This window comes from Paraburkholderia rhynchosiae, assembly GCF_002879865.1.
GTDB classification, from domain to species: Bacteria; Pseudomonadota; Gammaproteobacteria; order Burkholderiales; family Burkholderiaceae; genus Paraburkholderia; species Paraburkholderia rhynchosiae.
The window spans coordinates 302,245-326,118 of record NZ_PNXY01000005.1; the positions used below are offsets into that span (position 1 = coordinate 302,245).

At 63.7% G+C, this 23,874-nt stretch carries 19 protein-coding genes; 8 read left to right on the top strand and 11 right to left on the bottom strand.

From position 1 onward, the window contains the following. The first annotated feature begins 174 nt into the window (after positions 1–174). The 4 genes from xseA to C0Z16_RS09785 all read left to right on the top strand — a co-directional run bounded on the left by xseA (position 175) and on the right by C0Z16_RS09785 (position 5,311). Entirely contained in the window at positions 175–1,554 is a 1,380-nt protein-coding gene (gene xseA, locus C0Z16_RS09770; RefSeq protein ID WP_102631942.1) for an exodeoxyribonuclease VII large subunit, read from the top strand. A 218-nt stretch (positions 1,555–1,772) separates the two neighbouring features. Beyond that, positions 1,773–2,351, top strand: coding sequence for a superoxide dismutase [Fe] (gene sodB, locus C0Z16_RS09775; RefSeq protein ID WP_102631943.1), 579 nt, complete (start codon positions 1,773–1,775; stop codon positions 2,349–2,351). Between the two features lie 342 nt (positions 2,352–2,693). Further along, complete coding sequence (locus tag C0Z16_RS09780; RefSeq protein WP_102631944.1) at positions 2,694–3,269, top strand: glycine zipper family protein; 576 nt, start codon at positions 2,694–2,696, stop codon at positions 3,267–3,269. Positions 3,270–3,547: 278 nt separating this feature from the next. Further along, the gene (locus C0Z16_RS09785; protein WP_102631945.1) at positions 3,548–5,311 is read left to right on the top strand and encodes a PQQ-binding-like beta-propeller repeat protein; all 1,764 of its coding nucleotides are present in this window, start codon (positions 3,548–3,550) and stop codon (positions 5,309–5,311) included. Positions 5,312–5,365: 54 nt separating this feature from the next. Here C0Z16_RS09785 and C0Z16_RS09790 read toward each other — a convergent pair whose 3' ends face one another. Both C0Z16_RS09790 and clpP read right to left on the bottom strand, forming a co-directional pair. Next, positions 5,366–6,826, bottom strand: coding sequence for an NYN domain-containing protein (locus C0Z16_RS09790; protein WP_102631946.1), 1,461 nt, complete (start codon positions 6,824–6,826; stop codon positions 5,366–5,368). A 303-nt stretch (positions 6,827–7,129) separates the two neighbouring features. Beyond that, the gene (clpP, locus tag C0Z16_RS09800; protein ID WP_102631948.1) at positions 7,130–7,789 is read right to left on the bottom strand and encodes an ATP-dependent Clp endopeptidase proteolytic subunit ClpP; all 660 of its coding nucleotides are present in this window, start codon (positions 7,787–7,789) and stop codon (positions 7,130–7,132) included. A gap of 196 nt (positions 7,790–7,985) precedes the next feature. Between clpP and C0Z16_RS09805 the strand changes: the two genes are divergently transcribed. Continuing rightward, positions 7,986–9,188, top strand: coding sequence for a sigma-70 family RNA polymerase sigma factor (locus C0Z16_RS09805; protein ID WP_102631949.1), 1,203 nt, complete (start codon positions 7,986–7,988; stop codon positions 9,186–9,188). Here C0Z16_RS09805 and C0Z16_RS09810 read toward each other — a convergent pair. From C0Z16_RS09810 to C0Z16_RS09820, 3 genes are all read right to left on the bottom strand, one after another. Further along, complete coding sequence (locus C0Z16_RS09810; RefSeq protein WP_102632009.1) at positions 9,144–10,418, bottom strand: EAL domain-containing protein; 1,275 nt, start codon at positions 10,416–10,418, stop codon at positions 9,144–9,146. The two genes, C0Z16_RS09805 and C0Z16_RS09810, sit on opposite strands and share 45 nt — an antisense overlap. A 247-nt stretch (positions 10,419–10,665) precedes the next feature. Further along, entirely contained in the window at positions 10,666–12,126 is a 1,461-nt protein-coding gene (gene mdtD / locus C0Z16_RS09815; protein ID WP_407070662.1) for a multidrug transporter subunit MdtD, read from the bottom strand. 121 nt (positions 12,127–12,247) lie between these two features. Next, positions 12,248–13,660 carry an aminotransferase-like domain-containing protein gene (locus C0Z16_RS09820; protein ID WP_102631951.1) on the bottom strand — a complete coding sequence of 471 codons (1,413 nt, stop codon included), beginning with the start codon at positions 13,658–13,660 and terminating at the stop codon, positions 12,248–12,250. A gap of 200 nt (positions 13,661–13,860) precedes the next feature. Between C0Z16_RS09820 and C0Z16_RS09825 the strand changes: the two genes are divergently transcribed. After that, the gene (locus tag C0Z16_RS09825) at positions 13,861–14,151 is read left to right on the top strand and encodes a DUF2917 domain-containing protein (protein ID WP_102631952.1); all 291 of its coding nucleotides are present in this window, start codon (positions 13,861–13,863) and stop codon (positions 14,149–14,151) included. Positions 14,152–14,217: 66 nt separating this feature from the next. Here C0Z16_RS09825 and C0Z16_RS09830 read toward each other — a convergent pair whose 3' ends face one another. Beyond that, positions 14,218–15,453 (bottom strand): citrate/2-methylcitrate synthase, encoded by a 1,236-nt coding sequence (locus C0Z16_RS09830; protein ID WP_102631953.1) that lies wholly within the window; start codon positions 15,451–15,453, stop codon positions 14,218–14,220. Positions 15,454–15,569: 116 nt separating this feature from the next. On the opposite strand from C0Z16_RS09830, the gene C0Z16_RS09835 reads away from it, so the two are divergent. Beyond that, on the top strand, positions 15,570–16,961 hold the full coding sequence (locus C0Z16_RS09835; protein WP_102631954.1) for a CoA transferase: 1,392 nt from the start codon (positions 15,570–15,572) through the stop codon (positions 16,959–16,961). A 119-nt stretch (positions 16,962–17,080) separates the two neighbouring features. On the opposite strand, the gene C0Z16_RS09840 is transcribed toward C0Z16_RS09835, so the two are convergent. Beyond that, positions 17,081–17,827 carry a GntR family transcriptional regulator gene (locus C0Z16_RS09840; protein ID WP_102631955.1) on the bottom strand — a complete coding sequence of 249 codons (747 nt, stop codon included), beginning with the start codon at positions 17,825–17,827 and terminating at the stop codon, positions 17,081–17,083. A 200-nt stretch (positions 17,828–18,027) separates the two neighbouring features. On the opposite strand from C0Z16_RS09840, the gene C0Z16_RS09845 reads away from it, so the two are divergent. Next, the gene (locus tag C0Z16_RS09845) at positions 18,028–18,873 is read left to right on the top strand and encodes an aldo/keto reductase (protein WP_102631956.1); all 846 of its coding nucleotides are present in this window, start codon (positions 18,028–18,030) and stop codon (positions 18,871–18,873) included. A 155-nt stretch (positions 18,874–19,028) separates the two neighbouring features. Here C0Z16_RS09845 and C0Z16_RS09850 read toward each other — a convergent pair whose 3' ends face one another. From C0Z16_RS09850 to C0Z16_RS09865, 4 genes are all read right to left on the bottom strand, one after another. Beyond that, a complete protein-coding gene (locus C0Z16_RS09850; RefSeq protein ID WP_102631957.1) occupies positions 19,029–19,538 on the bottom strand; it encodes a hypothetical protein in 510 nt (169 codons plus the stop codon). Positions 19,539–19,832: 294 nt separating this feature from the next. Beyond that, complete coding sequence (locus C0Z16_RS09855) at positions 19,833–21,998, bottom strand: ABC transporter ATP-binding protein (RefSeq protein ID WP_102631958.1); 2,166 nt, start codon at positions 21,996–21,998, stop codon at positions 19,833–19,835. After that, a complete protein-coding gene (locus C0Z16_RS09860) occupies positions 21,995–22,864 on the bottom strand; it encodes an ABC transporter permease (RefSeq protein ID WP_102631959.1) in 870 nt (289 codons plus the stop codon). Before C0Z16_RS09860 ends, C0Z16_RS09855 begins: the two co-directional genes overlap by 4 nt. Further along, positions 22,861–23,868: an ABC transporter permease gene (locus tag C0Z16_RS09865; RefSeq protein WP_102631960.1), complete on the bottom strand. Its 1,008-nt coding sequence runs from the start codon at positions 23,866–23,868 to the stop codon at positions 22,861–22,863. The genes C0Z16_RS09860 and C0Z16_RS09865 overlap by 4 nt, the downstream gene beginning before the upstream one ends. Positions 23,869–23,874 lie beyond the last annotated feature (6 nt).

Sequence of the window (23,874 nt, forward strand, 5' to 3'; positions counted from 1 at the left end):
AAAACTGATATAAAACAAGGCGATGCTTCCAGTTTTCGTAGTTGCGAAGATCTTCTCGCGGGATCTGCATTGCGAGTCCCGACATGTGGACACTTTTGACAATTTGCGTGCCCCGCTGGACGCCGATGGCCGGTCGGTCTATCGTCTGTCCGGCCAGTCACAGACATCCTTCGCATGAATTCCGATAGCCCCTTTACCTCGTCGACGATGCCCGGCGGCGAGATCGTTGTCCCCGTTTCCGCGCTGAATCGCGCGATCGGCACCATGCTCGAACGTTCGTTTCCGCTGGTGTGGGTCGCCGGCGAAGTCTCGAACTTCACGCGCGCCGCGAGCGGTCACTGGTACTTCTCGATCAAGGACGCCCAGGCCCAAATGCGCTGCGTGATGTTCCGCGGCCGTGCGCAGTACGCGGAATTCACGCCGCGTGAAGGCGACCGTATCGAAGTGCGTGCGCTCGTCACCATGTATGAGCCGCGCGGCGAGTTGCAGTTGAACGTCGAAGCGGTGCGGCGGACCGGGCAGGGCCGTCTCTACGAAGCGTTTTTGCGGCTCAAGGCGCAACTCGAAGCCGAGGGGCTCTTTGCTCCGGAACGCAAACGCGCGTTGCCGCCGCATCCGCGTGCCATCGGTATTGTGACGTCGTTGCAGGCCGCGGCGCTGCGCGATGTCCTCACCACGCTGTCACGCCGCGCGCCGCATATTCCGGTGATCGTCTATCCGGCGCCGGTGCAAGGCATGGGTGTGAGCGCGAAGCTGGCGGCCATGGTCGAAGCCGCCAGCGCGCGGCGCGAGGTCGACGTACTAATCGTATGCCGTGGCGGCGGCTCCATCGAAGACTTGTGGGCCTTCAACGAAGAAGTGCTGGCGCGCGCGATTGCTGAGAGCGCGATTCCGGTCGTAAGCGGCGTCGGCCACGAAACCGATTTCACGATTGCCGATTTCGCCGCCGACGTGCGCGCGCCGACACCTACAGGCGCCGCCGAACTGGTCAGCCCGCAACGCGTACTGTTGTTGCGCGAGCTCGATCACCGGCACGCCACACTTGCACGCGGCTTCGGCCGGATGATGGAGCGGCGCGCGCAGCAACTCGACTGGCTCGCACGCCGGCTGGTGTCGCCCGCCGAGCGGCTCGCGCGGCAACGAACCCATTTGCAGCAGTTGAGCGCGCGACTCGCTTCGGCGGGTGCACGGCCCGCGCGCGACGCTCGAGCGCGGTTTTCGCTGCTGCATGTGCGCTGGCAGCGCTGGCGTCCCGACCTCGCCGCACATCAGGCGAAGCTCGGCAATCTCGCGCAACGGCTCGAGGCCGCATTGTTACGTCAACATGAACGTCAGACCGCGCGCGTTGCGACGCTTGCGGCGCGGCTCGAAGTGCTGAGTCCGCAGCGCACGCTCGAGCGTGGCTATGCCGCGGTGCTCGATGCTCAGACCGGTCGCGCGGTGCGTGCGCCGTCGTCATTGAAGCCGGGACGCCGCCTGACGGTGCATCTCGCCGAAGGCGCCGCCGACGTCGCGCTCGCCGATGTGCAGCCGCGTCTTGCCGACGGTTTCTGACATTCCGCCGACATCTTGCGCGTGCGTACTTTTGACTGTCCGATGCAACGCGCAGACGCTGCACGCGAGCAGTAATTACGCGGTTTTTGCGGGCTGTCAGGCGATGCCGGACATAAAGTCCGTTGGTTTGCGGGGTTATTCCAAGTCGCCTACAATCGAGTGCTCTACAGCGTTATCCGCAGACTCCCCACAACAGATACAGACAGAAGGAAAGCACCATGGAACATACGCTCCCGCCGCTGCCGTTCGCGAAAAACGCACTCGCTCCGCACATGTCGGAAGAGACGCTCGAGTTTCACTACGGCAAGCACCACCAGACCTATGTGACCAACCTGAACAATCTGATCAAGGGCACGGAGTTCGAGAACCTGTCGCTCGAAGAAATCGTGAAGAAGTCGTCGGGCGGCGTGTTCAATAACGCAGCTCAAGTGTGGAATCACACGTTTTTCTGGAACAGCCTGTCGCCGCAGGGTGGCGGTGCACCGACCGGCGCGCTGGCCGATGCGATCAACGCCAAGTGGGGCTCGTTCGACAAGTTCAAGGAAGAGTTCGCGAAGACCGCGATCGGCACGTTCGGCTCGGGCTGGGCATGGCTCGTGAAGAAGGCAGACGGTTCGCTCGACCTGGTGTCGACGAGCAACGCTGCCACGCCGCTGACCACCGACGCAAAAGCGCTGGTCACGATCGACGTGTGGGAACACGCGTACTACATCGACTATCGCAACGCACGTCCGAAGTTCGTTGAAGCTTACTGGAACATCGTCAACTGGGAATTCGCGTCGAAGAACTTCGCGTGAGATTCGTGGCGTGAATCTGTGCACGGCGTCTTGCGTTAGTTGAGCAAACCACGGCGCTGTTGTTGCGCCAGTTCTGATGGTCGTACGTAAGCAAAAAGAAGAGCCCTCCACGTGAGGGCTTTTTGCTTTCCGGCGCTTTGCGTCGTTTTGCGTCGTTTAGTCGCTCAGACGCTTACCCCATCTTTGTCACCGTTCGTAACCGCGTGGGAAAGCCCGGCGCGCCGTTCAAAGCATTAGCGCAGCTTCCTGCTTCACTGGAAAACATACGGTAACCATCTGGTAAACATCCTTCACGCGGATTGGCCTAACGTATGTTCTCCAACCCAAGCTACTCGCGCCATCATGATTTCAAGTCTAAAACCGGTTCGCGTCGCGCTGCCTCTCGGGGCCCTTGCGCTGGCGCTGCTTGGCGGCTGCGCTATCGCGCCGCCGAGCGGTCCCTCGGTCGTGGCAATGCCGCGCAGCGGCGAGCCTCTCGGTCAGTTCCAGCAGGACGATTACGCTTGCCGGGATTACGCCTTTCATTCGTCCGATGCTACCGGCGCTTCGCAAGGCGCGACCACCAACAGCGCCAACAGCGCAGCCGTTGGCACCTTGGGTGGCGCGGCCGTCGGCGCGCTTCTCGGTGCGGCGGCGGGCAATGCGGGCGCCGGCGCGGCAATCGGCGCAGGCAGCGGTCTACTGATTGGCGGCGCTGCGGGCGCAAACGGCGCGCAGTACTCGGCGAACAGCCTGCAGGCACGCTACGACGCTGCCTACGCGCAGTGCATGACATCGAAGGGCAACACGATTTCGCAGCCGCAAGTGCCAGTCTATGTGCCGCAGCCGGTGTATGCGCCGCCACCGGTATATGTTGCCCCGCGACCCCGTTATTACGGGCCGCCACCGGTAATCTATGCGCCTTATCCGTACTACTGATGGTGCCTCGCTGAGCGATTAGGCATCGCGTCGCGTGCTTCCTTCGTCAGAAGCGCGACGCGGTCATGCGCGCGTCACGTATGGCGGCGAGAAGCGACAGCATGGCGACATTCGGCTCTGCAAACGGCGTACGTTTGACTTGCCGTAAGAACGATGAATGTCATCGGCCATCAGGGGACGCGCGTGGCGAACCCTGTCTGCGGCGCGCGACGCGATCCACCACGCGCACCGTTCCTTGTGCGAGCTGATCGCCGCATCGTTTGAAAGACGAGGCAGACATGCGGATCTCGCAAGGTGCGGGCGATAAGCCCCGGGCCGGCTCCTGGTTGCGTACGTGCACGGTGGCGGCGTTGCTCGCTATCGCATGGAGTTTCGTTTCATGCGGCGGCGGCGGCTCGAGTGGATCGCCCGAAGCTGCGTCCACATCGTCCGGAGGAGGCGAAAGCGGCGCTGGCGCCGGCGCGGGTTCTGGCGGCTCCGGCTCCGGCGCCGGCAGCGGCAGCACCGGCACGGGCGGCACTCCGTCAACCACGCCCGCATACGCCACTGATGTGCTGATGCATCACAACGATCTCGCGCGCACCGGCCAGATGCTCGCCGAGACCACGCTCACGCCAGCCAACGTCAAGTCCTCCAGCTTCGGCAAAGTCGCGTTTCTTGCAGCGGACGGCAAGGTCGATGCAGAGCCGCTTTTCGTGACGAATTTGTCGATTGGCGGCACGCCGCACGACGTCGTCTATGTCGCGACCGAGCACAACAGCGTCTATGCATACGACGCCACGACATTCGCGCAATTGTGGAAAGTGACGCTGAACGGCAACGGCGAAACTTCCAGCGACAACCGCGGATGCCAGGACATCACGCCGGAAATTGGCATTACGTCGACGCCGGTTATCGACCGCTCGCGCGGCGCGAACGGCGTACTCTATGCGGTGTCGATGACGAAAGACAGCGGCGGCGGATACCATCACCGCCTGCACGCGCTCGACCTCGCGACGGGCGCGGAACTGCTGGGCGGCCCGACGGAGATCGCCGCAACGTATCCGGGCGGCGGCGCGGGAAGCGTCAATGGCGTCATTACCTTCAACGCGTCGCTGCACACCGAACGCGCGGCGCTGACGCTGGTCGGCGGCAACATTTATATGGGCTGGACGGCGCATTGCATGTCGGGTTCCTATACCGGCTGGCTGATGGCGTACAACGCCGCCGCGCTGAGACAGACGAGTGCGCTCAACATCACGCCGAACGGCAGCCAAGGGTCGATCTGGATGGCCGGTTCGGGCATGGCGTCGGACGGCTCGTCACTCTATGTGGTCGACGGCAACGGCACGTTCGGCACGACGCTGAATGCGCAGGGCTTTCCCGTCGATGGCGACTTCGGCAATTCGCTGATGAAACTGTCGCCAGGACAGTTGCAAGTCACCGATTATTTCGCGATGTCCAACGTCGTGGAAGAAGCCAACACCGACAACGATTTCGGTTCGGGAGGCGTAATGCTGCTTCCGGACCAGACGACGACGGGCGGCGTCATCAAGCACCTTGCGGTCGCCGCCGGCAAGGACAACCATATTTACGTGGTCGATCGCGATTCGATGGGCAAATTCAACCCGGGTGCCAACAACATCTGGCAGGAACTTGTCGGCACGCTCGCCGGCGGCATCTGGGGTTCACCGGCTTACTACAATGGCGTGGTGTACTACGGAGGGCTAAACGATAGCCTTAAGGCGCTACCGATCACGGGAGCGTTTCTCGCGACGACCGCTTTGTCCAGAAGCCCGACGACCTTCGGTTATCCGGGCGCAACGCCGGCTGTCTCCGCCAACGGCGCGAGCAACGGCATTGTCTGGGCGGCAGAGAACGGCTCGACCGGCGCATTGCATGCATACGACGCGAGCAATCTTGCCAACGAGCTATACAACAGTAATCAGGCCGGCACACGCGATCAATGGGGCGCGGGCAACAAGTTCATCACGCCGATGATCGCGCGCGGCAAGGTTTATGTGGGCGCGACTAATGGTGTTGCGGTGTTCGGGTTGCGGTGAGGGCGGGCCGCATCGCGCCTGACATTGCATGCACGATGCGGCCATGGGGAATACCTATTCAGCTTCGCTGCCAGCCGCCGTCTTGCGCGGGCGTCGGTTGCGTGACGACGTTGTCTTGCGCGCGGCCTTCTTCCTGGGCGCAGGAGTTTCCTCTGTAGTCACCGAAGGCTCCGCTGCGGGCGGCGCGGTGTCCGCGATGCCTTCCGATGCTCCGGTTGTCGTCTTCCTCGTTTTCTTCGCGGCTGCTTTGCGCGGTTCGCGCTGCTTGCGGCGCTTAGGCTGGCTGCCGTCCGCGTCCGCGTCCGGCGCCTGCCCGCTCGCGGCAGTGTCCGCTTCGGCATGAACGTTGTCCGGTTGTGCCGCAGATGCTTGCGGCCGCACGGACATGGGCTCTGCATTTGCCGGCGCGTGCATGTGCATAGTTTCACCAGTCGCATCGCTTTCAGCAGTCGCGCCGCGCTCGCCTGGTGGTCGCTCGTTTTGCGCGGCCTCATGCGCGGCATCGGGAGTGACTTCCTGGCTCCTGCCTCCTTTCCGATTGCCTCGGCCGCGACGGCGCGAATCGTGTTTGCCGCCCGTTTCGGCAGTCACCGTTTCAGCAATGTGCGCCTCATCGACCTGTTCGGGCACTTCGGCGATATCGACAGCCTCGCCCGCAACTTCGCCGGTCACGCTCGGGGCCGTACTCCGATAGACATACGCCCCTGACTTCTCGTCCCGGCCGAATTCCAGCAGTCCGCGCGCATGTGCCTCCTCGAGCAGATTGCCGAACGCGCGAAATCCATAATATGTCTCGTTAAAATCAGGCTTGCGACGTTTGATCGCGTTCTTCAGTACCGACGCCCAGATTTTTCCGCTGTCGCCGCGCTCGGAAGCGAGCGCGTCGAACGTTTGCACGGCAATCTCGACCGCTTTGGTGCGGCGCTTTTCGAGGTCTTCCTTGTTGCGGTTTTTCTCCTCGTCCTGCGACGGTTTGGCTGTCGGCTGAGCGGCCTTTTGCGGGCGCGACGACTCTCGTTTGGCGACCGCGCGCTGACTCTCCCGCACGAGATCGTCGTAGAAAAAGAACTCGTCGCAATTGGCAATCAGCAGGTCCGACGTGGATTGCTGCACGCCGACCCCGATCACCTGTTTCGCGTTCTCACGCAACTTCGACACCAGCGGCGAAAAATCCGAATCGCCGCTGATGATTACGAACGTATTGACGTGTGATTTCGTGTAGCAGAGGTCGAGCGCGTCGACCACGAGCCGGATATCCGCCGAGTTCTTGCCCGATTGCCGCACATGTGGAATCTCGATCAACTCGAAGTTGGCCTCGTGCATCGCCCCTTTGAAACTCTTGTAGCGATCCCAGTCGCAATACGCTTTCTTCACGACAATGCTGCCTTTGAGCAGCAGGCGTTCGAGCACCAGCTTGATATCGAACTTGTCGTACTTCGCGTCGCGCACGCCCAGCGCGACATTTTCGAAGTCGCAAAATAGCGCCATGCTGACGGTTTCGTTGGATGACGCCATATATATCTCCATTGAAGCGATCGTCGAAGTCGACGGATCGCGACCATGATAGCGATTCCAGCGAAGGTGATCAGCTTTTGTCTCGACGACGCACCGCAACGGGCGCCGCAACAGACGCCGCAACACACGCCGCAACACACGCTGCAACGCACGCCGCGACTTGACGGCGCCGCGTGCTCGTGGCCACGGTTTGCAATGTTGTCGGCGAGACGCGAAGGCGGAGTGCAGGCGGCCGCCGACGTTTCAGTCGCGGCTTTCAGCGATTCTCCCAGCCATGATCGGCTCAACCGCGCGTGCGGCACATTACACGTCATAGCGCCTGTCTGATGCGGTCGGAGACGAACTTAGCGCCGCCCGCGTTTCCAATACTTCGTCCACGAGGCCGTATGTTTTTGCCGCGAGCGCGGACATGAAATTGTCGCGGTCGGTGTCGCGCGCGATTTCCTCGATGCCGCGGCCGGTACGGTCGGCCATGATTGCATTCAGGCGCTCGCGCAGATAGAGCACTTCCTTCGCCTGAATGTCGATGTCCGCCGCGGTGCCCTGACTGCCGCCCGAAGGCTGATGGATCATGATGCGCGCATTAGGCAATGCATACCGCTTGCCGGGTTGGCCCGCGCACAGCAGGAATGTGCCCATGCTCGCGGCAAAGCCGGTGCATAAGGTGGACACCTCCGGCTCGATGAACTGCATGGTGTCGTAAATTGCGAAGCCGTCGTAGACAGAGCCGCCCGGCGAATTGATGTAAAAGGAAATATCCTTGTCGGGATTTTCGGATTCGAGAAACAGCAGTTGCGCGACAATGAGACTGGCGGACTGCTCGTTCACGGGCCCGACCAGAAACACGATGCGTTCGCGCAGAAGACGTGAATAGATGTCGTAAGCGCGCTCGCCGCGGCCGGATTGCTCGATCACGGTTGGCACGAGACCGAGACCGGTGACGGGTGGATAGCAGGAATGCATGTTTGCCTCGTGGAAGTAGGCTGTTGTCCGTATGACGATCCCGCTGGCGGCGGCGTGACATAAATATTTTTTTGCGAGCGTGTCACGCGGCGCGGCGCTCAATCGTCAAGCAGCAATGGATGCCTTTTGCGGCGCGCCGAAGAATTCCAAAGGCAGCGCACGCGCTTTTCACTACGCACGATCTGGAGGTCCACGCATGAAACAACAGGAAATCGACAAGGCATCCAGCTTCGGGGCGGTGCGCGCCCGTCTGCTCGCGCTGGCGTACCGCATGCTCGGCAGCCGCGCGGAAGCGGAAGACATCGTGCAGGACGTCTGGCTGAAATGGCATTTCGCCGATACCCGCGAGGTGCAGACGCCGGCCGCCTGGCTCACCACGCTTACCACGCGCACGGCCATCGACCGTTTACGCAATGTGCAGCGCGAACGGGCGTCCCAGGCCACGGGCTGGCTACCGGAGCCGTGGCTTGACGAAGTCGCGCCATCGGCGGAAGAGCTTGCCTTGCGCGCGGCGGAAATGTCGTATGGCGTGATGCTGTTGCTCGAGCGTCTAAAACCTGACGAACGTGCCGCCTTCGTGCTGCACGAGGCTTTCGATTGCGACTATGCGGAGATCGCCAAAATTCTCGAGCGAACGCTGGCGAGTTGCCGGCAGATCGTCCATCGGGCAAGAACGCGTTTGCAGCGCGCGGGCGCGCCGTTGCAACGGCCCGACCCCGCGGAGCATGCGCGAATCGTCGAGCGCTTGCGCACAGCGCTCGAGGCGCAGGACCGGGCGAGCTTGCTACACCTCTTTAGCGACACGCCGGAAGTCGTTAGCGACGAGCCGGTGTGCGGGCCTGTGAATATGCCGGTCCGTTCGCCTTCGCTTGCAAGGGTAGATGCGGCAGCAACTGCGCCGGCAACGGCACGGACAGCGGCGACGGCAAACGCAATGGCTCACGCGTCAACGCACGCGCCGGTATACGGGCACGAACATGCGTCGAGCGACTGGATGGAGAAGGTGACGTCGCTTGCGCGACAGGCGAGTCATGCGGAGCTGGTGTCGGTGGACGGGGCGCTGTCTATCGCTTTGCTTGCGGAGGGCGAGGTTGTCGCGCTGATCGACGTGTCCACGGAAGGCTCGCTGAACGGTCTGACGAGCGGCGACATACAGAGCGGCATCCGGGGCGAATTGGGCGGGCACATGCCAAGCCAGATGCCCGGCCCGGTTTGCGCCTCAACCAACGGCCCTCAAAAGATCGTTTCATTGCGCGCGGTCACGAGCGCCTCGCGATTGGAGGCCGCTAACCGCGTGCTGGGTCGCACGGCGGTCGCCGAGCTGCTGACGCAAATCAGGCAGCGCTCGCTGAATTCAATTCCGATGGGCCGCGACTTCCCAGTTGATGTCTACGCATAGCACCTGCGTGCCGCCGGGCGTGTGCGCGGCAATCGAGGCGGTCACGCACAAATGCGCTTCGTTGATCGATAGATAAGGAGGAGTCAGATGCACCTGGCCGGGCACGCGCATGGCCTGAATGAAGTACGGCCGGCGCTCCCAGCTTGCGCCTTCCGAATGCAACAGCGGACGGAAGCGTTTGGCGCGTTGCGAGGCGCGCCCCGGCGGCAGCATGTTGTCGCCGAGCTGCCGGCCCGAACCATCGAGAATGAAGCAGCGTGCCGTCTCGCCGAGTTTGAGCAGAGGGGCAGTCGCCTGGGCGGCAGACTGTCCGGCAACCAACTGCGCGGCAGCAGTTTCGAGGGCGGTCACGTACGGCGCGAGCCGTGTTGACTGTGCGCGTTCACGGGCTGCAACACGTTCGCGCAGCGCTGCGGAGAGCGAGTCCATCAAGCCGGCAGCCGTTTGCGGCTTGACCGGTTCGACACTCGGGCCCGCAAAGAACGCGCCCTGCACGAAGTCAACGTTGCATTCGAGAGCGATCAGCGCATCGCGTTCGGTCGTCAGGCCACCCATCAGGACCAATTGGCCGGATTCATGCAACAGCGAGACGAGGCCCGGCAGCACCCGTTCAATATGCGAATGCTCGCTGGCTTGTGCGAGGATGCAGCGATCGAGCGTGACAATGTCGGGCCGCAGGTTCCACACGCGGTCAATGTTCGAATGCTTCGCGCCGAAGCCATCGAGCGCGATCAGGAAGCCGGATTTGCGCAGCGCGTCGATGATGTCAGCGAAGCGCGTGGTCTCGCCGCCCGCCTGTTCTGACACCTCGAGCACCACGCGCTGTGGCGGCAAACCCAACGCCTTCAGACCGGCCAGGAGCGCGTCGCCGTAACTGGTGTCCATCAGCGCGGCGGGATGCAGGCTCAGAAAGAGCCATTCGTCGTGACTGTCGAATGCGTTGAAGTTGCCAAGGTGAAGCGACTCCGCGAGCCGGCCGAGTTCGAGCAGGTCGCCACGGCGTGCGGCCTGGGTGAACACTTCGTGCGATGGAACCTGGAGCGCATCTTCGTCGTGGGCGCGCAGCGATGCGTGATAGCCGATCGCGCGCCGGTGCGACACCGAAAAAACAGGCTGAAATACGCTGAAAACGGTGTAGCCGCCGTATAGAACGGTGCGCCGGGAGCCCTCGTCGCCTGCCATCGGGCGGGGAGGCTGGAAGCCGGGAGGATCGAGTTCGATCATGCTCATCATGTCAGTCGTGTGGGTGGCGGCGCCATTGCATGCTCCGTGGAGGAATTCGCATGCGCGATACGCAAGTTTACAGGATAGGCGAGCAAGATTTATGCGCGTGCAGCAACACCGTACGCGAGCACCATTGCTACACGTGCGTATGACACGCGTGCGTCAAGGCGGGGGCTCACACCGTTATTCGCACTTTGCTGGTGCGGACTGCGCCCTCTTGCGGGTCGCGTCGGCGCCAGGCAGCACGAACAGTCTAGGTGCGTTCGGAAGGATCCGTCTTCCTGGCCGGCGTGCGAATGTCCGGCGACAGTTGGGCGAAGATCCACGCCGAGCCGGCGGTAATGATGCCGACGCAAAGAAACGTCGCATGGAATGCGGGCAGCGAGTTGGCTGCCGTCACGCGCGGTAAAAGGCCGGTGAAGGTGGCGAGCAGCGCGCCGGCTACGGTCACGCCGAGACTCATCGAGAGCATCTGGACCAGCGAGAACAAACTGTTGCCGCTGCTCGCGCCGCCGGTGCCGAGATCCTTCAGCGTCAACGTGTTCATCGCGGTGAATTGCATCGAATTCACACCGCCGAAGAAGGCCAGTTGCACGACCCTCAGCCACAGCGGCTGACCTGCGCTGGTGAGAGAGAAGCTTGCCATCGTCAAGCCGACGAGAATGGTGTTGACCATCAACACGCGTCGATAGCTGTACTTGAGGATCAGCTTCGTCACCAGGCGTTTTGATGCCATGCCCGCGGCCGCGACCGGCAGCATCATCATGCCGGCTTCGAATGCGCTGTAGCCGAGACTCACCTGCAATAGCAGAGGGATCAGATAAGGCATCGCGCCGCTGCCTATCCGCGCGAACAGATTGCCGAGCAGTCCGACGCTGAACGTGTGGATCTTGAACAGATCGAGCGGGAAAATGGGCGCAGGTTCACGCACGGCGTGTAAACCGTAAGCGACAAAACAGGCAAGGCTCAGAATCAGCAGCACGAGCACGGTGGCGTGTTGAATGCCGAACTCCGTGCGGCCGTCGAGCGCGAACGAGATCGCCACCATGCCGACGATCAGCAGCAGATAGCCTTTCATATCGAATCTGCCGACCTGTTCATTACGGCTATCCGGCATGAAGATAAACGTGGCGATGCATCCGGCGATGCCCACGGGCACGTTGATCAGGAAGATCCAGTGCCACGATGCGATCTTTACGAGCCAGCCGCCAAGCGTGGGGCCGATCAACGGACCGATCAGCCCGGGGATGGCAACGAACGACAGCGCCGGCAAATAGCGTTCCGCCGGAAAGGTGCGCAGCACCGCGAGGCGCCCGACCGGCAGAAGCATTGCGCCCCCCACGCCCTGCACGATGCGGAACACCACCAGTTGGTTCAGCGTATGGGCGTTCGCGCACAGCAACGAGCCGATGGCAAACACGAGGATCGCGCTGAAGAACACGCGCCGCGTCCCGAGTTTGTCCGCGAGCCAGCCGGACACGGGGATCATCACGGCCATCGTCAGCGAATAGGCGATCACGACTGACTGCATGCGCAGCGGCAATTCGCCGAGGCTCGTCGCCATCGCGGGGAGCGCCGTGTTGACGATGGTCGAATCGAGCGTCTGCATGAAAAAGCCGGTGGCGACGAGCCACAGCATCACCGTTAGCGAGCCGGCGGAAGGCCCGCTGGGTGCGACAGTTGCGGAGGCTGATGGAGTCGGCGGCGTGGACATGAAGTAGCGGCTAGGCGCCGGGGGACGTGCAAGGACTCGCTATTCTAGGGAAAAGCAGCGGACGACGCAGGGAGGGCCAACGCTTTCCTCCAACCGAGCCGCCGATCCAAAGCCCTTACCGCTACGGCTTCAACGCCGCCGCCGCCCGGAAAAACGCCTGCGCCCTCGGCTCGTTGCCGAACGCCGCGTGAATCCTGATCCACGGGCTTACCTCCATGCTCGGCCGGAAGTAGTTGCCCGGCACGACGGTCACGCCCAATGGCACGCCGCATTCCACGAGCCGTTCGGCGTTGTCTATATGCGGCACGCGGGCCCACAGGAATTTGCCGCCCACCGGCTTCTCGAATACCTCCCAGCCGCAATCTTCGAGCGTCTGGATTGTCGAGCCAAGTGCGTCGCGCATGCGGCGGCGCAGTCGTTCGAGGTATTTGCGATACGCGCCGCGCTCGAGCAGCGAAGCCGTCACCGTTTCCGCGAAGAGCGAGCCGCCGATGCTCGTCAGCATCTTGATGTCCACGAGATCCTTGATGGTCGCGTGGCTCGCCACCACGTAGCCGATCCGCAACGACGACGACAGCGTCTTCGACAGACCGCCGATATAAATCACGTGTTCCAGTTGATCGAGCGTAGCGAGGCGGTCGGTGACGTCGGTTTGAAAGTCGGCGTAGATGTCATCTTCGATGATCGTAAAGCCGTGCTCTCGCGCCAGTTGCAGCAGCCGGAACGCCACCGGCGGCGCAACCGTGGTTCCCGTGGGATTGTGGAATACGGTGTTGATGAAAATCAGCTTCGGCCGGTGCAGCTTCAACTGCGCCTGCATGACGTCGAGATCGGGGCCGCTGCGCGTGCGTGGAATGCCGATCAGCCTGACGCCGTGCAGCTTCAGCAGGCCGTACAGATTGTAGTAGCCGGGATCTTCGACAAAAATCGTGTCGCCTGCCTTCAGCATGTAGCGCATCAGCAGATCAAACGCCTGGCTCGCGCCGTTGGTGATCACAATCTGCGACGCGTCCGCGCGAATTCCCAATTGCGCGATACGGGCTTGCAGATGTTCGCGCAAGCTAAGGTTGCCGAGCGGCGTCGCGTAATCGACCATGCAGGACGGGTCGGTGCGCAATACATGCCGGATCGCCTGGGCGATGCTGTCGGTGTCTCGCCACGCTTCGGGAATGAAGCCGCTGCCCAGCTTCAGCGTTTCGCCGGGATGGTTGAACTGCTGGAGCAGATGGCCGGACTCGTCCTCGGCGCGGCGCGGGTCTGATGTGCCGTCGCATGGGGTGCCGCCCGGGGGGCGGTCGGCCACATAGAAGCCGGAGCCGTGGCGCGAGTCGACGTAACCCAGCGACACCAGCCGGTCGTAAGCCTCGATGACGGGAAAGCGGCTCACGCCATAGTCGGCTGCAAACTGGCGGATCGACGGCAACTTGGAGCCCGGATGCGCGGTGCGAGACCGGATCCACGTGGTGACGCCCGCGACAATCTGCTCGGTCAGCGGTACGCCGTTGTCTCTATCAAGCTGAATCTGGAGTCTCATACGGTCCTTCCTTCTCCGGACCACGGCCGCTTCGGGCAGCAGCAATCGCCCCGCGAGCAAGCAGCTGAACATACGCGCGCCAACTGTCCGGTTTTTCGACTGAACAGTTCCGATGAAAGTGTTCGGAACTGTGCATGGGTATCCGATCATCGCACGTCAATAATCGGTACAACAGAAAAGTTCTTTGAAGGAGAACGGCAATGCGTGAAGTCAGAATTTTCGAATTGGAACATGACGAGCCGGCGGCGGCCTGGCGTGTCGCGCGCCCGTCCACCTTCAAGGTGATTTCGGGTGAGATCTGGCTGACCGTCGAAGGCGATAGCGAGGATTACTGGCTCGCCACGGGCGAATCGGTCCAGTTGCCGCGACGGGCGGTGGCGTGGATCAGCGCAGGGCAGGCCGGCGCACGCTTCGCGCTCGCAAGCGGTTCGGAGCGCGCGACGGCGAGACCGGTGCCGACCTGGCTGCCGCGCTGGCTCGGCGCGGCTTGACGGCCGGAGTTGACCCGCTTGGGACGGACCTTTGCACGTGAGCATCGCGCTTTTCGGCAAAATGTTTCACGACCCAGGTTCCCCGATATAACGCGCCCGCGGACGAATCAACCTGCCATCGCGCGTCTGCTCCATGGCATGCGCAATCCAGCCGACCACGCGCCCCACCGCGAACAGCGTGAACGCGGCGCCTGCTGGCAAGCCGAGCACACGCTCGATGGCCGTGAGCGCGAAGTCGACGGTCGGCTCTGCGCCGGTCGTGTCGCGAACCGCGCGCGCCAGCGCCTGCACCTGGCCAAGGGGCGAACGCGCTGGCGCACAATCCTCCAGCAGTTCCAGCAACAACCGCGCTCGCGGGTCGCCCTCCGGATAAAGCGGAGGTCCGAAGCCCGACAGCACCGGCCCCTGCGCGCCTTGCTCATGGCGCGAGAGACGCGTAGCCAGATAGCGGTCCAGATCGGCTGCGCGCGAGGCTTCGTCCAATAGCGCAGCAATGCGCACCGTCTCGCCGCCATGTCGTGGGCCGGCCAGCGCGGCGAGGCCGCCCGCGACTGCACCGAACAGATGAGTTCCCGTCGACGTGATGCAACGAACCGTGAAAGTCGAGGCGTTCAGCTCATGGTCCGCACAGGCCACGAGCGCGGCGCGCAGCAGCCCGGCTTGCTGCCGGTTGCGCACCTGCCAGGCCGCCCCCAGTTGCCGATGCAGCGGCGCATTCGACGGCACCGACGAAATCATCGCAGCCGCCAGCAGCCGCATCACGGTGCAGGCGGTGTCGAGTTGGGCATCGCGGCCCAGCGCCCAAACCCGCGGCATTTGCGCGGCGGCCGCCGGCAACAGCACGAGCGCGCGGTCGAGCGGCGAACTGTCACCCCACAGCTTCAGCCAGGCGGCCCATTGAGCGGTCGCGATCGGAATAGACGGCGCTTCCGCAATGCGCGTCGCACTGCATTCCCATAGCAACGCAGCAATGTCTTCGAGCGTTTCGTTGCGCGCGAGCTCGATCGCATCGTGTCCGCGATACAGCAGACGTCCGTCCGCGACCAGCGTGATCGACGATTCGAGCACCGGCACGCCCCAGTCCAGCACTTTTTGCGCGACTTTGCCGGCGCGCTTGCCGTCCTGCTTGCGCCGCGCGAGCCGCCGCACTTCGCGTGCGTCATAGCGACGGTGCTTGCCTTGTGCATCCGCATCCGGCGACGAACTCAGCAACCCGCGGCTCACGTACGCATAGAGCGTAGGCAAACTGATGCCGAGTTCGGTGGCGGCTTCAATGGCGGTCAGCGAGTCGGATGAAGGCATGGAAATGCGCGGCCGCAGAAGAAATTAATATATATTGATTATCATAATCAAGATTGATTGTTGCAAGGCATAAACCTAGACTCGGATCACATTCCCACTGCCTAAGTGTGGCCATCATGACGCCCGACCTTGCGCTCGATCACATCTGGAGCGTCGCCCGCTGCCATCCGGCCGCGCTCCGCTCCGTCTCGTTCACCGGCTCGGAGCCGGGATTGCCGTCGGTCTTCCGCGTTGGGGCGCTAGCGTCGGCAACCATTGCGGCGACGGGACTGGCGGCGGCTGAATATCATCGGTTGCGCACCGGACGCGGGCAACGGGTTACGGTCGACATGCGACGCGCGATGGCTTCGTTTCGCAGCGAACGCTACCTGCGCATCGACGATGGTCCGCCCCCCGCGCTGCGCGATCCTGTAACGGGTTTCTATGAGACGCGAGACGGCCGCTGGATTCAACTGCATACGAATTTCGCGCATCACCTGCAAGGCGTATTGAAGGTACTCGGCTGCGAGAACGACCGCGCCGCGGTGGCAGCGGCGATTCGCGGCTGGGACGGCGCGACGCTCGACCAGACGCTCGCCGATGCCGGCCTATGCGCGGCGCTGATCCGCACGCCCGGCGAGTGGGCCGCGCTCGATCAGGCGAAGGCAATCGCAGCTTTGCCGCTGTTTGAAATCGAGCGAATCGGCGACGCGCCGCCCGAACCGCCCTCGAGCAACGGCACGAACCGCCCGCTATCTGGCGTGCGGGTCCTGGACCTGTCCCGCATCATCGCGGGGCCGGTGGCGGGGCGGGCGCTCGCGCAGCACGGCGCTCAGGTGCTCATGATCAATGGGCCGCATCTGCCGAACATCGCGCCGCTCGTGATCGACAACGGTCGCGGCAAGCGCTCGGCCGTGGTCGATCTGCGCGATTCGGCGGGACGCGAAACTCTGCGCGAATTGACTCGCGATGCCGATGTCTTTCTGCAGGCGTATCGTCCCGGAGCGCTCGCGGCGCGCGGATTCGGTCCCGAGGATGTCGCGCGGATCCGGCCGGGCATCGTCTATGTGTCGGTGTGCGCGTATGGCTACGAAGGACCGTGGGCCTCGCGGCGCGGCTTCGACAGCCTGGTGCAGTCCGCGAGCGGCATCGCGTTGACGGAGCAACAGGCAGCGGGGCCGCGGGAGCCGCGGCATCTGCCGTGTCAGGCGCTGGATCACGCAACCGGCTATCTCGCCGCCTTCGGCGCGATGGCCGCGTTGACGCGACGAGCCACCGAAGGCGGAAGCTGGCATGTGAAGGTTTCGCTCGCGCAGACAGGCCGGTGGCTGCAATCGTTCGGACAGATTCCCGAAGGCTGGAGAGCGCCCGATGTCTCGCCCGACGACGTCCGCGATTTGCTCGATACCGTGCAGTCCGAGTTTGGTCGTGTGCAGGCCGTGCAACCGGCTGAACAACTCGCACACACGCCGGCTTTCTTCGCGTTGCCGCCGTCGCGGATCGGTGCCCATGACGCGAAGTGGGTGTGACGGCTTCGGCCTTCGCGGCTCGGGACTGCAGCGATATGGCCACATCAAACGCTGCGACTTCCGCATGCCAATGCGGCCATGCGCGATCCATCGACACCGGCCGCCGCAGAAAGAGCCGTCTACTTCCGCAATTCCGCTACGAAGTCGTAGTAATCGTTGCGGCAATAGGTATCGGTTAACTCGATAGCACGCTGATCGGCCGTATAACCCACGCGGGTAATCAACAGCAGCGCTTCGTTCGGCGCGATGCTCATCTGCTGCGCGATTTCTTCGCTCGCGTTCACCGCTCGAAAATGCTGCAGCGCTCGGACAATCGTCAGTCCACGACTTTCCAGGTAGGTATACAGCGAATCGCCGATGGCTTGCGGATCGGGAATCATCGCGGCGGGAAACGTGGAATTTTCGACCGCCATCACGATGCCGTCGGCGAGGCGCAAGCGCCGCAACCGTGTCACGGCTGCAGCCGGCGAGAGTCCGAGTTGAATCACTTCATCGCGATTGGCCGGCAGGATTTCGCGGGAGAGCCACTTCGAACTCGGCGTAAAACCCCGCCGCCGCAGCATTTCGCTGAAGCTCGACAGACGCGACAGCGGATCTTCATAGCGCGGCGTGATGAAACTGCCGGCGCCTTGTGTGCGTCGAATCAATCCTTGTTCGACGAGCAACGCGATGGCCTTGCGTGAAGTGATCCGCGAGACGCCGAGTGCCTCGGAGAGCACGCGCTCCGAGGGCAGCGCTTCGCCGGCATTCCAGCGGTTTTCGTGGATGGCCGTGCCGAGCTTGCGAGCAAGTTGCAGATAGAGCGGCGTGTCGTTTTCCGGGTCCGGGCGCAGATCGCGCCAGCGGTCTTCCGAGGCAGAGGTCATGGGGCTTACGCAAGAGGGGCGAGGAGCAATTCTAAGACATTGGCGCGCCACGTTATAGCGGGCTTTTGCCTGGTGACCGGTGGAATGCCGCCGCAACCGCTAAACTCGTCGATACGATTTTCGCAGCGTCGCCGTGCATTTGTTTGACGTCGGCGCATGGTCACACACTCAGTCACATTCAGCCACTTTCAGGAGTCAGCATGACGAGCGACATCGCAAGCGTGAGCCTGCCCGACGGCGAGCGCATTCCAAAACTGGGGCAGGGTACGTGGGAAATGGGTGAACAGCCGGCGCGCCGCGCGGCCGAAGTCGACGCGCTGCGATGCGGCGTCGAACTCGGCATGACGCTGATCGATACGGCGGAAATGTACGGCGACGGCGCGACCGAGTCGCTGCTCGGCGAAGCGCTCGCGGGACTGCGCGATCAGGTGTTTCTCGTCAGCAAGGTGTATCCGCACAACGCGAGCCGGCGCGGCGTGATAGCGGCGTGCGAGCAGAGCCTCAAGCGTCTGAAGACGGATCGGCTCGATCTGTATCTGCTGCATTGGCGCGGCTCAGTGCCGCTCGCGGAGACGGTCGCGGGCTTCGAAGCGCTGCGCGAGGCCGGCAAAATCCGCCACTGGGGCGTCAGCAACTTCGATACCGACGACATGGAAGAACTGGTCGCAACGCCTGGCGGCGCTGCATGCGCGACCAACCAGATTCTCTACAACGTCGCGCGCCGCGGATCGGAGTTCGATCTGCTGCCCTGGCTCGCTGCGCGCAACATGCCGGCGATGGCGTACAGCCCCGTCGATCATGCGCGTCTGCCGAAGCGCTCGCCGCTCGATGACATCGCTGGCGCGCGCGGCGTCTCGGTGTTTCAGGTGGCGCTCGCATGGGTGCTGCGCAAGCCCGGCGTGTTCGCGATTCCGAAAGCGGGCCGCGTTGAACATGTGCGCGACAACTATCGTGCGTTGCAACTGCGGCTCGACGCGGAAGAAGTGGCCGCCATCGACGCTTACTTCAAGCCGCCGCGCGGCAAGCGTTCGCTCGAAATGCTGTGAGCGTGGCGGTCGCTGCAGACGTATCGCGCGGCATGTGCCAAGCGGCCGCGTGCGGAGCATGGGCATGGCATGTGCGCCACCTGCCACGGACGCCCGCCTGACACATGAAACCGTGCGCCGCATGCATGGCGGCGCGACTCAGCCGCCGCGCCTGCTCAATTGCAACTGTGATGCATGTGCACCGAGCCCAGCACGGCGACTTCGGCCGGCGTGTGCTTGAGGGAATCGTCGTTGACCTGGCCCGCGTCTGCGACGAATTCGTCGACGATCGACGAGACCTGTGTGCTGCGCAGACAGAGCGACACGCGCTGTGTTTCGTTGGCTGGCAAGGCCGCGCGCTGACCGAGGAACAGCACGCCATACTGATAACCGTGGATGATGCCGCGGATCGCGCCCACGCATTGCCCTTGCGCGACGTTATCGTTCTTCTGCTTGCAAGTCTGCGCAAGCGAGTAGGCGGAGAAGCTGGGATCGACGGGCGGTGCGGCTTGCGACAACGTGGGCGATAGCGGCTGCGCGGTGGGTGCCGCATTCGCCGCATTTGCAGAAGGTGCCGGCTTTTGGGCGCCGGTTTGCGCATCAGCAAGCGATGCGAGGCTGAGCGCTGCGGCCATCACGAGGCCACTGACGGCGCGTGGCGCGGAGCAGGGGACGTTTCGTTGCATGTCGTGGTGCCCTCATATCGAACGTTGAACCTGATATGAGGCAATTGCCGCGCTTTGGTTCCAGTCCGGGCGCGCCATGATGGTTTGTGGCGGTTGCCGCTTATGTCCGCGTTTAGTGCTTGCCGCGCGCTGCGCCGCGCAAGTATGGCGCGGCAACCTGCCATTGGCCGCGAAGCGTTGCGGCGGCAGCGCCTGATGGAGCGCTACCTGATAGAGCACTACCTGAGGGAGCACCGCAAATGCGCGAGATGAAAAAACGCGCAACCGCCAGGCCGCAACTATCGCTTCACACAGCTAGGAGTCGCGCCCAATCTTCTTCGCCGAGCCCGCTGGCTCGTCACTTGAAACCTGGCTCGCGTCATCGCGCGACGCGGCTTGCAATGCGCGCAGTTCATTGGCGGGAATATGGCAGCGGATCCGATGCGCGGCGTGCTCCGCGCCGCTGCCCGCATCGAGAAACGGCGGGTCTTGCTGCTCGCAGATCGCGCCCAGCTTGCGCGGGCAGCGCGTGTGAAATACGCAGCCGGACGGCGGCGACGCGGCGCTCGGCAGATCGCCTGAGAGGCGAATGCGAGCTTTGCCTGCATGACCATCGAGTGTCGGCACTGAAGACAACAGCGCTTCCGTATAAGGATGTTGTGGCCCGTCGAACACAGCCGCTGCCGGTCCGATCTCGAGCAGCCTGCCGAGATACAGCACCGCGATACGATCCGACAGATAACGCACCACATGCAGATCGTGCGAGATGAACACGTAGCTGACGCCGCGCTCGCGTTGCAGATCGGCGAGCAGGTTCAGGATCGCGGCCTGCACGGAGACATCGAGTGCGGAAGTCGGCTCGTCGCAGACCACCACGCGCGGCTCGCCGGCGAATGCCCGCGCAATCGCCACGCGCTGCTTGAGTCCGCCGGAAAGCTGCCGTGTGCGCGAGCCGAGATAACGCTCCGGCAAACGCACGGCGGCCGTCAACGTAGTGAGCCGTTCGTCGATGGCGGCGCCGCGCAGCGCAGCCAGACGCGACAACGCGCGGCCGATCAGCCGCTTCACCGAATGCGCGCGGTTGAGCGCCGAGTCGGGATTCTGAAACACGATCTGCAAGGACTTGACCTGCTCGTCGTTGCGTCGCGTGACGCGCGCGGCGAGCGGCGCGCCGTCGAGTTCGAGCACGCTACCCGCGTCGGGCGTGAGCAGGCCGAGCATCAGCTTCGCGAGCGTCGTCTTGCCACTGCCCGATTCGCCGACGAGGCCGAGCGTTTCGCCGGCCGCGAGGTCGAGCGAGACGTTGTCGACCGCGCGCAGCGCCGTGCCCGAAACGTGGAATGTTTTCGATAACGTCTCGGCGCGCAGGACGAGCGTACGCGGCTTCTCGCCGTCGCCCGTGCCGCCGCGCGCAGGCAACGCTTCCGCGCTCGCGCGCGGCAATTCGATGGCGCGCTCGTGATAGTGACAGCGCGACATCTGATCGCCATGCGCAGCACTCACGCGATACGGCGGCGGCGCTTCACGGCGGCAACGGTCGTCGGCGAGACGGCAACGCTCCGCATAGATGCAGCCTTGCGTTACCGAACCCGGCGACGGCAGGCCGCCTGCAATCGTATCGAGCCGCTCGGTGTCCTTGCTGCGGCCCGCCGTGGGCAGACAGCGCAACAGCCCGACCGTGTACGGATGACGCGGCCGTGTGAAAACGTCTTGCGTCGCGCCTTCCTCGACCAGCTTGCCCGCGTAAAGCACGCCGACGCGTTCGCACATTCGCCCGATCACCGCGAGATTGTGGCTGATGAACAGCACGGCGGTGCCGAGTTCCGCGCGCAATTGCGCGACGAGGTCGAGCACTTCGGCTTCGACGGTTGCATCGAGCCCTGTGGTGGGCTCGTCGAGAATCAGCAGAGCCGGGTTCGACGCGAGCGCCATCGCGATCACCACGCGCTGCTGCATGCCGCCCGACAATTGATGAGGATAGCTGTTCATCACCCGTTCGGGCGATGCAATGCGCACACGTTGCAGCATCTCGCGCGAGCGGCGCAACGCTTCGTCTGGCGCGAGGCCGGCGGCTTCGAACGCTTCGGACACTTGCCGCGCAATCGTCAACGATGGATTCAACGCGCGCCCCGGGTCCTGATAGACCATCGAGATCGTGTTCGCGCGCATCGTGCGCAACGCGTCGGCGCCGAGCTTGTTGACATCCGCGCCGGCGATGACGATTTTGCCCGCCTTCACCTTGCCGTTGCGCGGCAGATAGCGCAGCGCCGCCATCGCGACCGTCGATTTGCCGCAGCCCGATTCGCCGACAAGGCCGTATGCCTCGCCGCGCCGCACGCGAAACGAGACGTCCTGAAGCACTTCGCGGTCGCGTCCGCGCATCCGGTACGTGACCGTCAGGCCGACGACGGTCAGCGCATCCGTGCGGTCGCTCTTCGACACGTCGAAGGCGGGAAACGAGGAGGGCGGCGGTCCGTTCATCGGTCGAGCACGCCTTGTACGCCGTCGGCGATCAGATTCACGCCCACGACTAGCGTGGCAATCGCTCCAGCCGCGAACACCACGGTCCACCACGCGCCGCCTGCCATCAGCGTGTACGACTCGGACAACGCGAGGCCCCAGTCGGCGGAAGGCGGTTGAATGCCGAAGCCGAGAAACGACAGCGTCGCCACCGCGAAGATTGCATAACCGAGCCGCACGGTCGCTTCCACGATGATCGGCGGCAGCACGTTCGGCAGAATCTCCGCGAACATGATGTACGGCGCGCGTTCGCCACGCAGTTGCGCGGCGGCGACGTAGTCGAGATGCCGTTCCGCAAACACGGCGGCGCGCACGGTGCGTGCGGTAATCGGCGTGAACGTGATGCCGATCACGAGAATCACGGTGAAGTTCGACGCACCTACCGCGGCCAGCGCGAGCAGCGCGACAATCACGAGCGGCAGCGCGAGCACGGCGTCGATCGCACGGCCCACTACGTTGTCGACCCAACCGTCGAAGTAGCCGACGACGAGCCCCAACGCCGTGCCCGCGACCGTGCCCAGCAGCGTGGCGAGCGGCGCGATGGTGAGAATGTCGCGCGCGCCGACGATCACGCGCGAGAACACGTCGCGGCCGAGCTGATCGGTGCCGAACCAATGGGCGTGGTCGGGCGGCGTGAGCGAGTTCAGCGGATCGGATGCATAGGGATCGACGGGCACGAACCATTGCCCGCCGATCGCGCAGACAATCCACCATACGACAATGACCACGCCCACCACGAAAGTCGGCGAGCGCAGCAGCACGCGCAACTGGTCGAAGCGTGGCTCGCTTGGGGCTCGGGGCGCGGCCGGCGGAACGATCGTGCTCATTCGGCGCTCCTTACGCGCAGGCGCGGATTGAGCAGCACATGCAATGCATCCGCGATCAGATTGGCGACCGTGTAGACCACGCCGATGGTCAGCACGCCGGCTTCCAGCATCGGAAAGTCTTTGGCTTTTGCGGCGTTGTAGATCAGCGAGCCGATGCCCGGATAGCGGAACAGGGTCTCGACCACCACGAGGCCGCCGATCATGTAGCCGAGCTGCGTCGCGGCCACGGTGATGGTCGGGAGCAGCGCGTTGCGCAACACGTGCCGCCAGATCACGGTGTGACGCGGCAAGCCTTTGAGGATCGCGGTGCGCGTGTAGTCGGCATCGAGCGCTTCGACGGTGCCGGCGCGCGCCATCCGCGCGATGTAGCCGAAGAACACCAGCACGAGCGGCAGCACCGGCAGAATCAGATGACGTAGTTGTTCGAGCGCCCCGGCTTCGGGCGGATAGGAAGCTTCGATCGGCAGCCACCGCAGCCACACGCCGAACACGAGAATCAGCACGATCGACGACACGAATTCCGGCACCACAGTCGCGGACAAACCCGCGATGCTGATCGTGCGATCGAGCCAACGTCCCGCATGCATTGCGGACCACACGCCGCCCGCGATGCCGAGCGGCACGACTACGATGAACGCGAGCAGGCCAAGCTTTGCGGAGTGCGCGAGGGCGTCGGCGATAAACGGTCCCACCGGCTCGCGATACGCGTACGAGAGCCCCATGTCGCCGCGCACGAAATGCGAAATCCACTCGACGTATTGCGTCATCAGCGGACGGTCGGCGCCGAGTTGATGATTGAGCGCGGCGACTGCGCGCGCGTCGGCGAGCGGTCCGAGCACTGCGCGGCCGATGTCGCCCGGCAACAGTTGCCCGCCCGCGAATACGATCACCGACAACAGCCACAGCGTGATCAACGAAAGGCCGACGCGCGTCGCGAGAAAACGCACGACGCGGCCGGCGTTGCCGTTCGGAGCGGAGACGGAAGGATTCACCGTGGTCGACATCGTGAA

What these genes read in the sequence shown, in the direction of transcription:
- C0Z16_RS09780 (WP_102631944.1), top strand. Translation starts at nt 2,694, where the DNA reads ATGATTTCAAGTCTAAAACCGGTTCGCGTCGCGCTGCCTCTCGGGGCC.
- C0Z16_RS09845 (WP_102631956.1), top strand. Translation starts at nt 18,028, where the DNA reads ATGACGAGCGACATCGCAAGCGTGAGCCTGCCCGACGGCGAGCGCATT.
- mdtD (WP_407070662.1), bottom strand. Translation starts at nt 12,126, where the DNA reads ATGTCCACGCCGCCGACTCCATCAGCCTCCGCAACTGTCGCACCCAGC.
- C0Z16_RS09850 (WP_102631957.1), bottom strand. Translation starts at nt 19,538, where the DNA reads ATGCAACGAAACGTCCCCTGCTCCGCGCCACGCGCCGTCAGTGGCCTC.
- C0Z16_RS09830 (WP_102631953.1), bottom strand. Translation starts at nt 15,453, where the DNA reads ATGCCTTCATCCGACTCGCTGACCGCCATTGAAGCCGCCACCGAACTC.
- C0Z16_RS09855 (WP_102631958.1), bottom strand. Translation starts at nt 21,998, where the DNA reads ATGAACGGACCGCCGCCCTCCTCGTTTCCCGCCTTCGACGTGTCGAAG.
- C0Z16_RS09835 (WP_102631954.1), top strand. Translation starts at nt 15,570, where the DNA reads ATGACGCCCGACCTTGCGCTCGATCACATCTGGAGCGTCGCCCGCTGC.
- C0Z16_RS09805 (WP_102631949.1), top strand. Translation starts at nt 7,986, where the DNA reads ATGAAACAACAGGAAATCGACAAGGCATCCAGCTTCGGGGCGGTGCGC.
- xseA (WP_102631942.1), top strand. Translation starts at nt 175, where the DNA reads ATGAATTCCGATAGCCCCTTTACCTCGTCGACGATGCCCGGCGGCGAG.
- C0Z16_RS09810 (WP_102632009.1), bottom strand. Translation starts at nt 10,418, where the DNA reads ATGAGCATGATCGAACTCGATCCTCCCGGCTTCCAGCCTCCCCGCCCG.
- C0Z16_RS09840 (WP_102631955.1), bottom strand. Translation starts at nt 17,827, where the DNA reads ATGACCTCTGCCTCGGAAGACCGCTGGCGCGATCTGCGCCCGGACCCG.
- C0Z16_RS09825 (WP_102631952.1), top strand. Translation starts at nt 13,861, where the DNA reads ATGCGTGAAGTCAGAATTTTCGAATTGGAACATGACGAGCCGGCGGCG.
- clpP (WP_102631948.1), bottom strand. Translation starts at nt 7,789, where the DNA reads ATGCATTCCTGCTATCCACCCGTCACCGGTCTCGGTCTCGTGCCAACC.
- C0Z16_RS09790 (WP_102631946.1), bottom strand. Translation starts at nt 6,826, where the DNA reads ATGGCGTCATCCAACGAAACCGTCAGCATGGCGCTATTTTGCGACTTC.
- sodB (WP_102631943.1), top strand. Translation starts at nt 1,773, where the DNA reads ATGGAACATACGCTCCCGCCGCTGCCGTTCGCGAAAAACGCACTCGCT.
- C0Z16_RS09865 (WP_102631960.1), bottom strand. Translation starts at nt 23,868, where the DNA reads ATGTCGACCACGGTGAATCCTTCCGTCTCCGCTCCGAACGGCAACGCC.
- C0Z16_RS09820 (WP_102631951.1), bottom strand. Translation starts at nt 13,660, where the DNA reads ATGAGACTCCAGATTCAGCTTGATAGAGACAACGGCGTACCGCTGACC.
- C0Z16_RS09860 (WP_102631959.1), bottom strand. Translation starts at nt 22,864, where the DNA reads ATGAGCACGATCGTTCCGCCGGCCGCGCCCCGAGCCCCAAGCGAGCCA.
- C0Z16_RS09785 (WP_102631945.1), top strand. Translation starts at nt 3,548, where the DNA reads ATGCGGATCTCGCAAGGTGCGGGCGATAAGCCCCGGGCCGGCTCCTGG.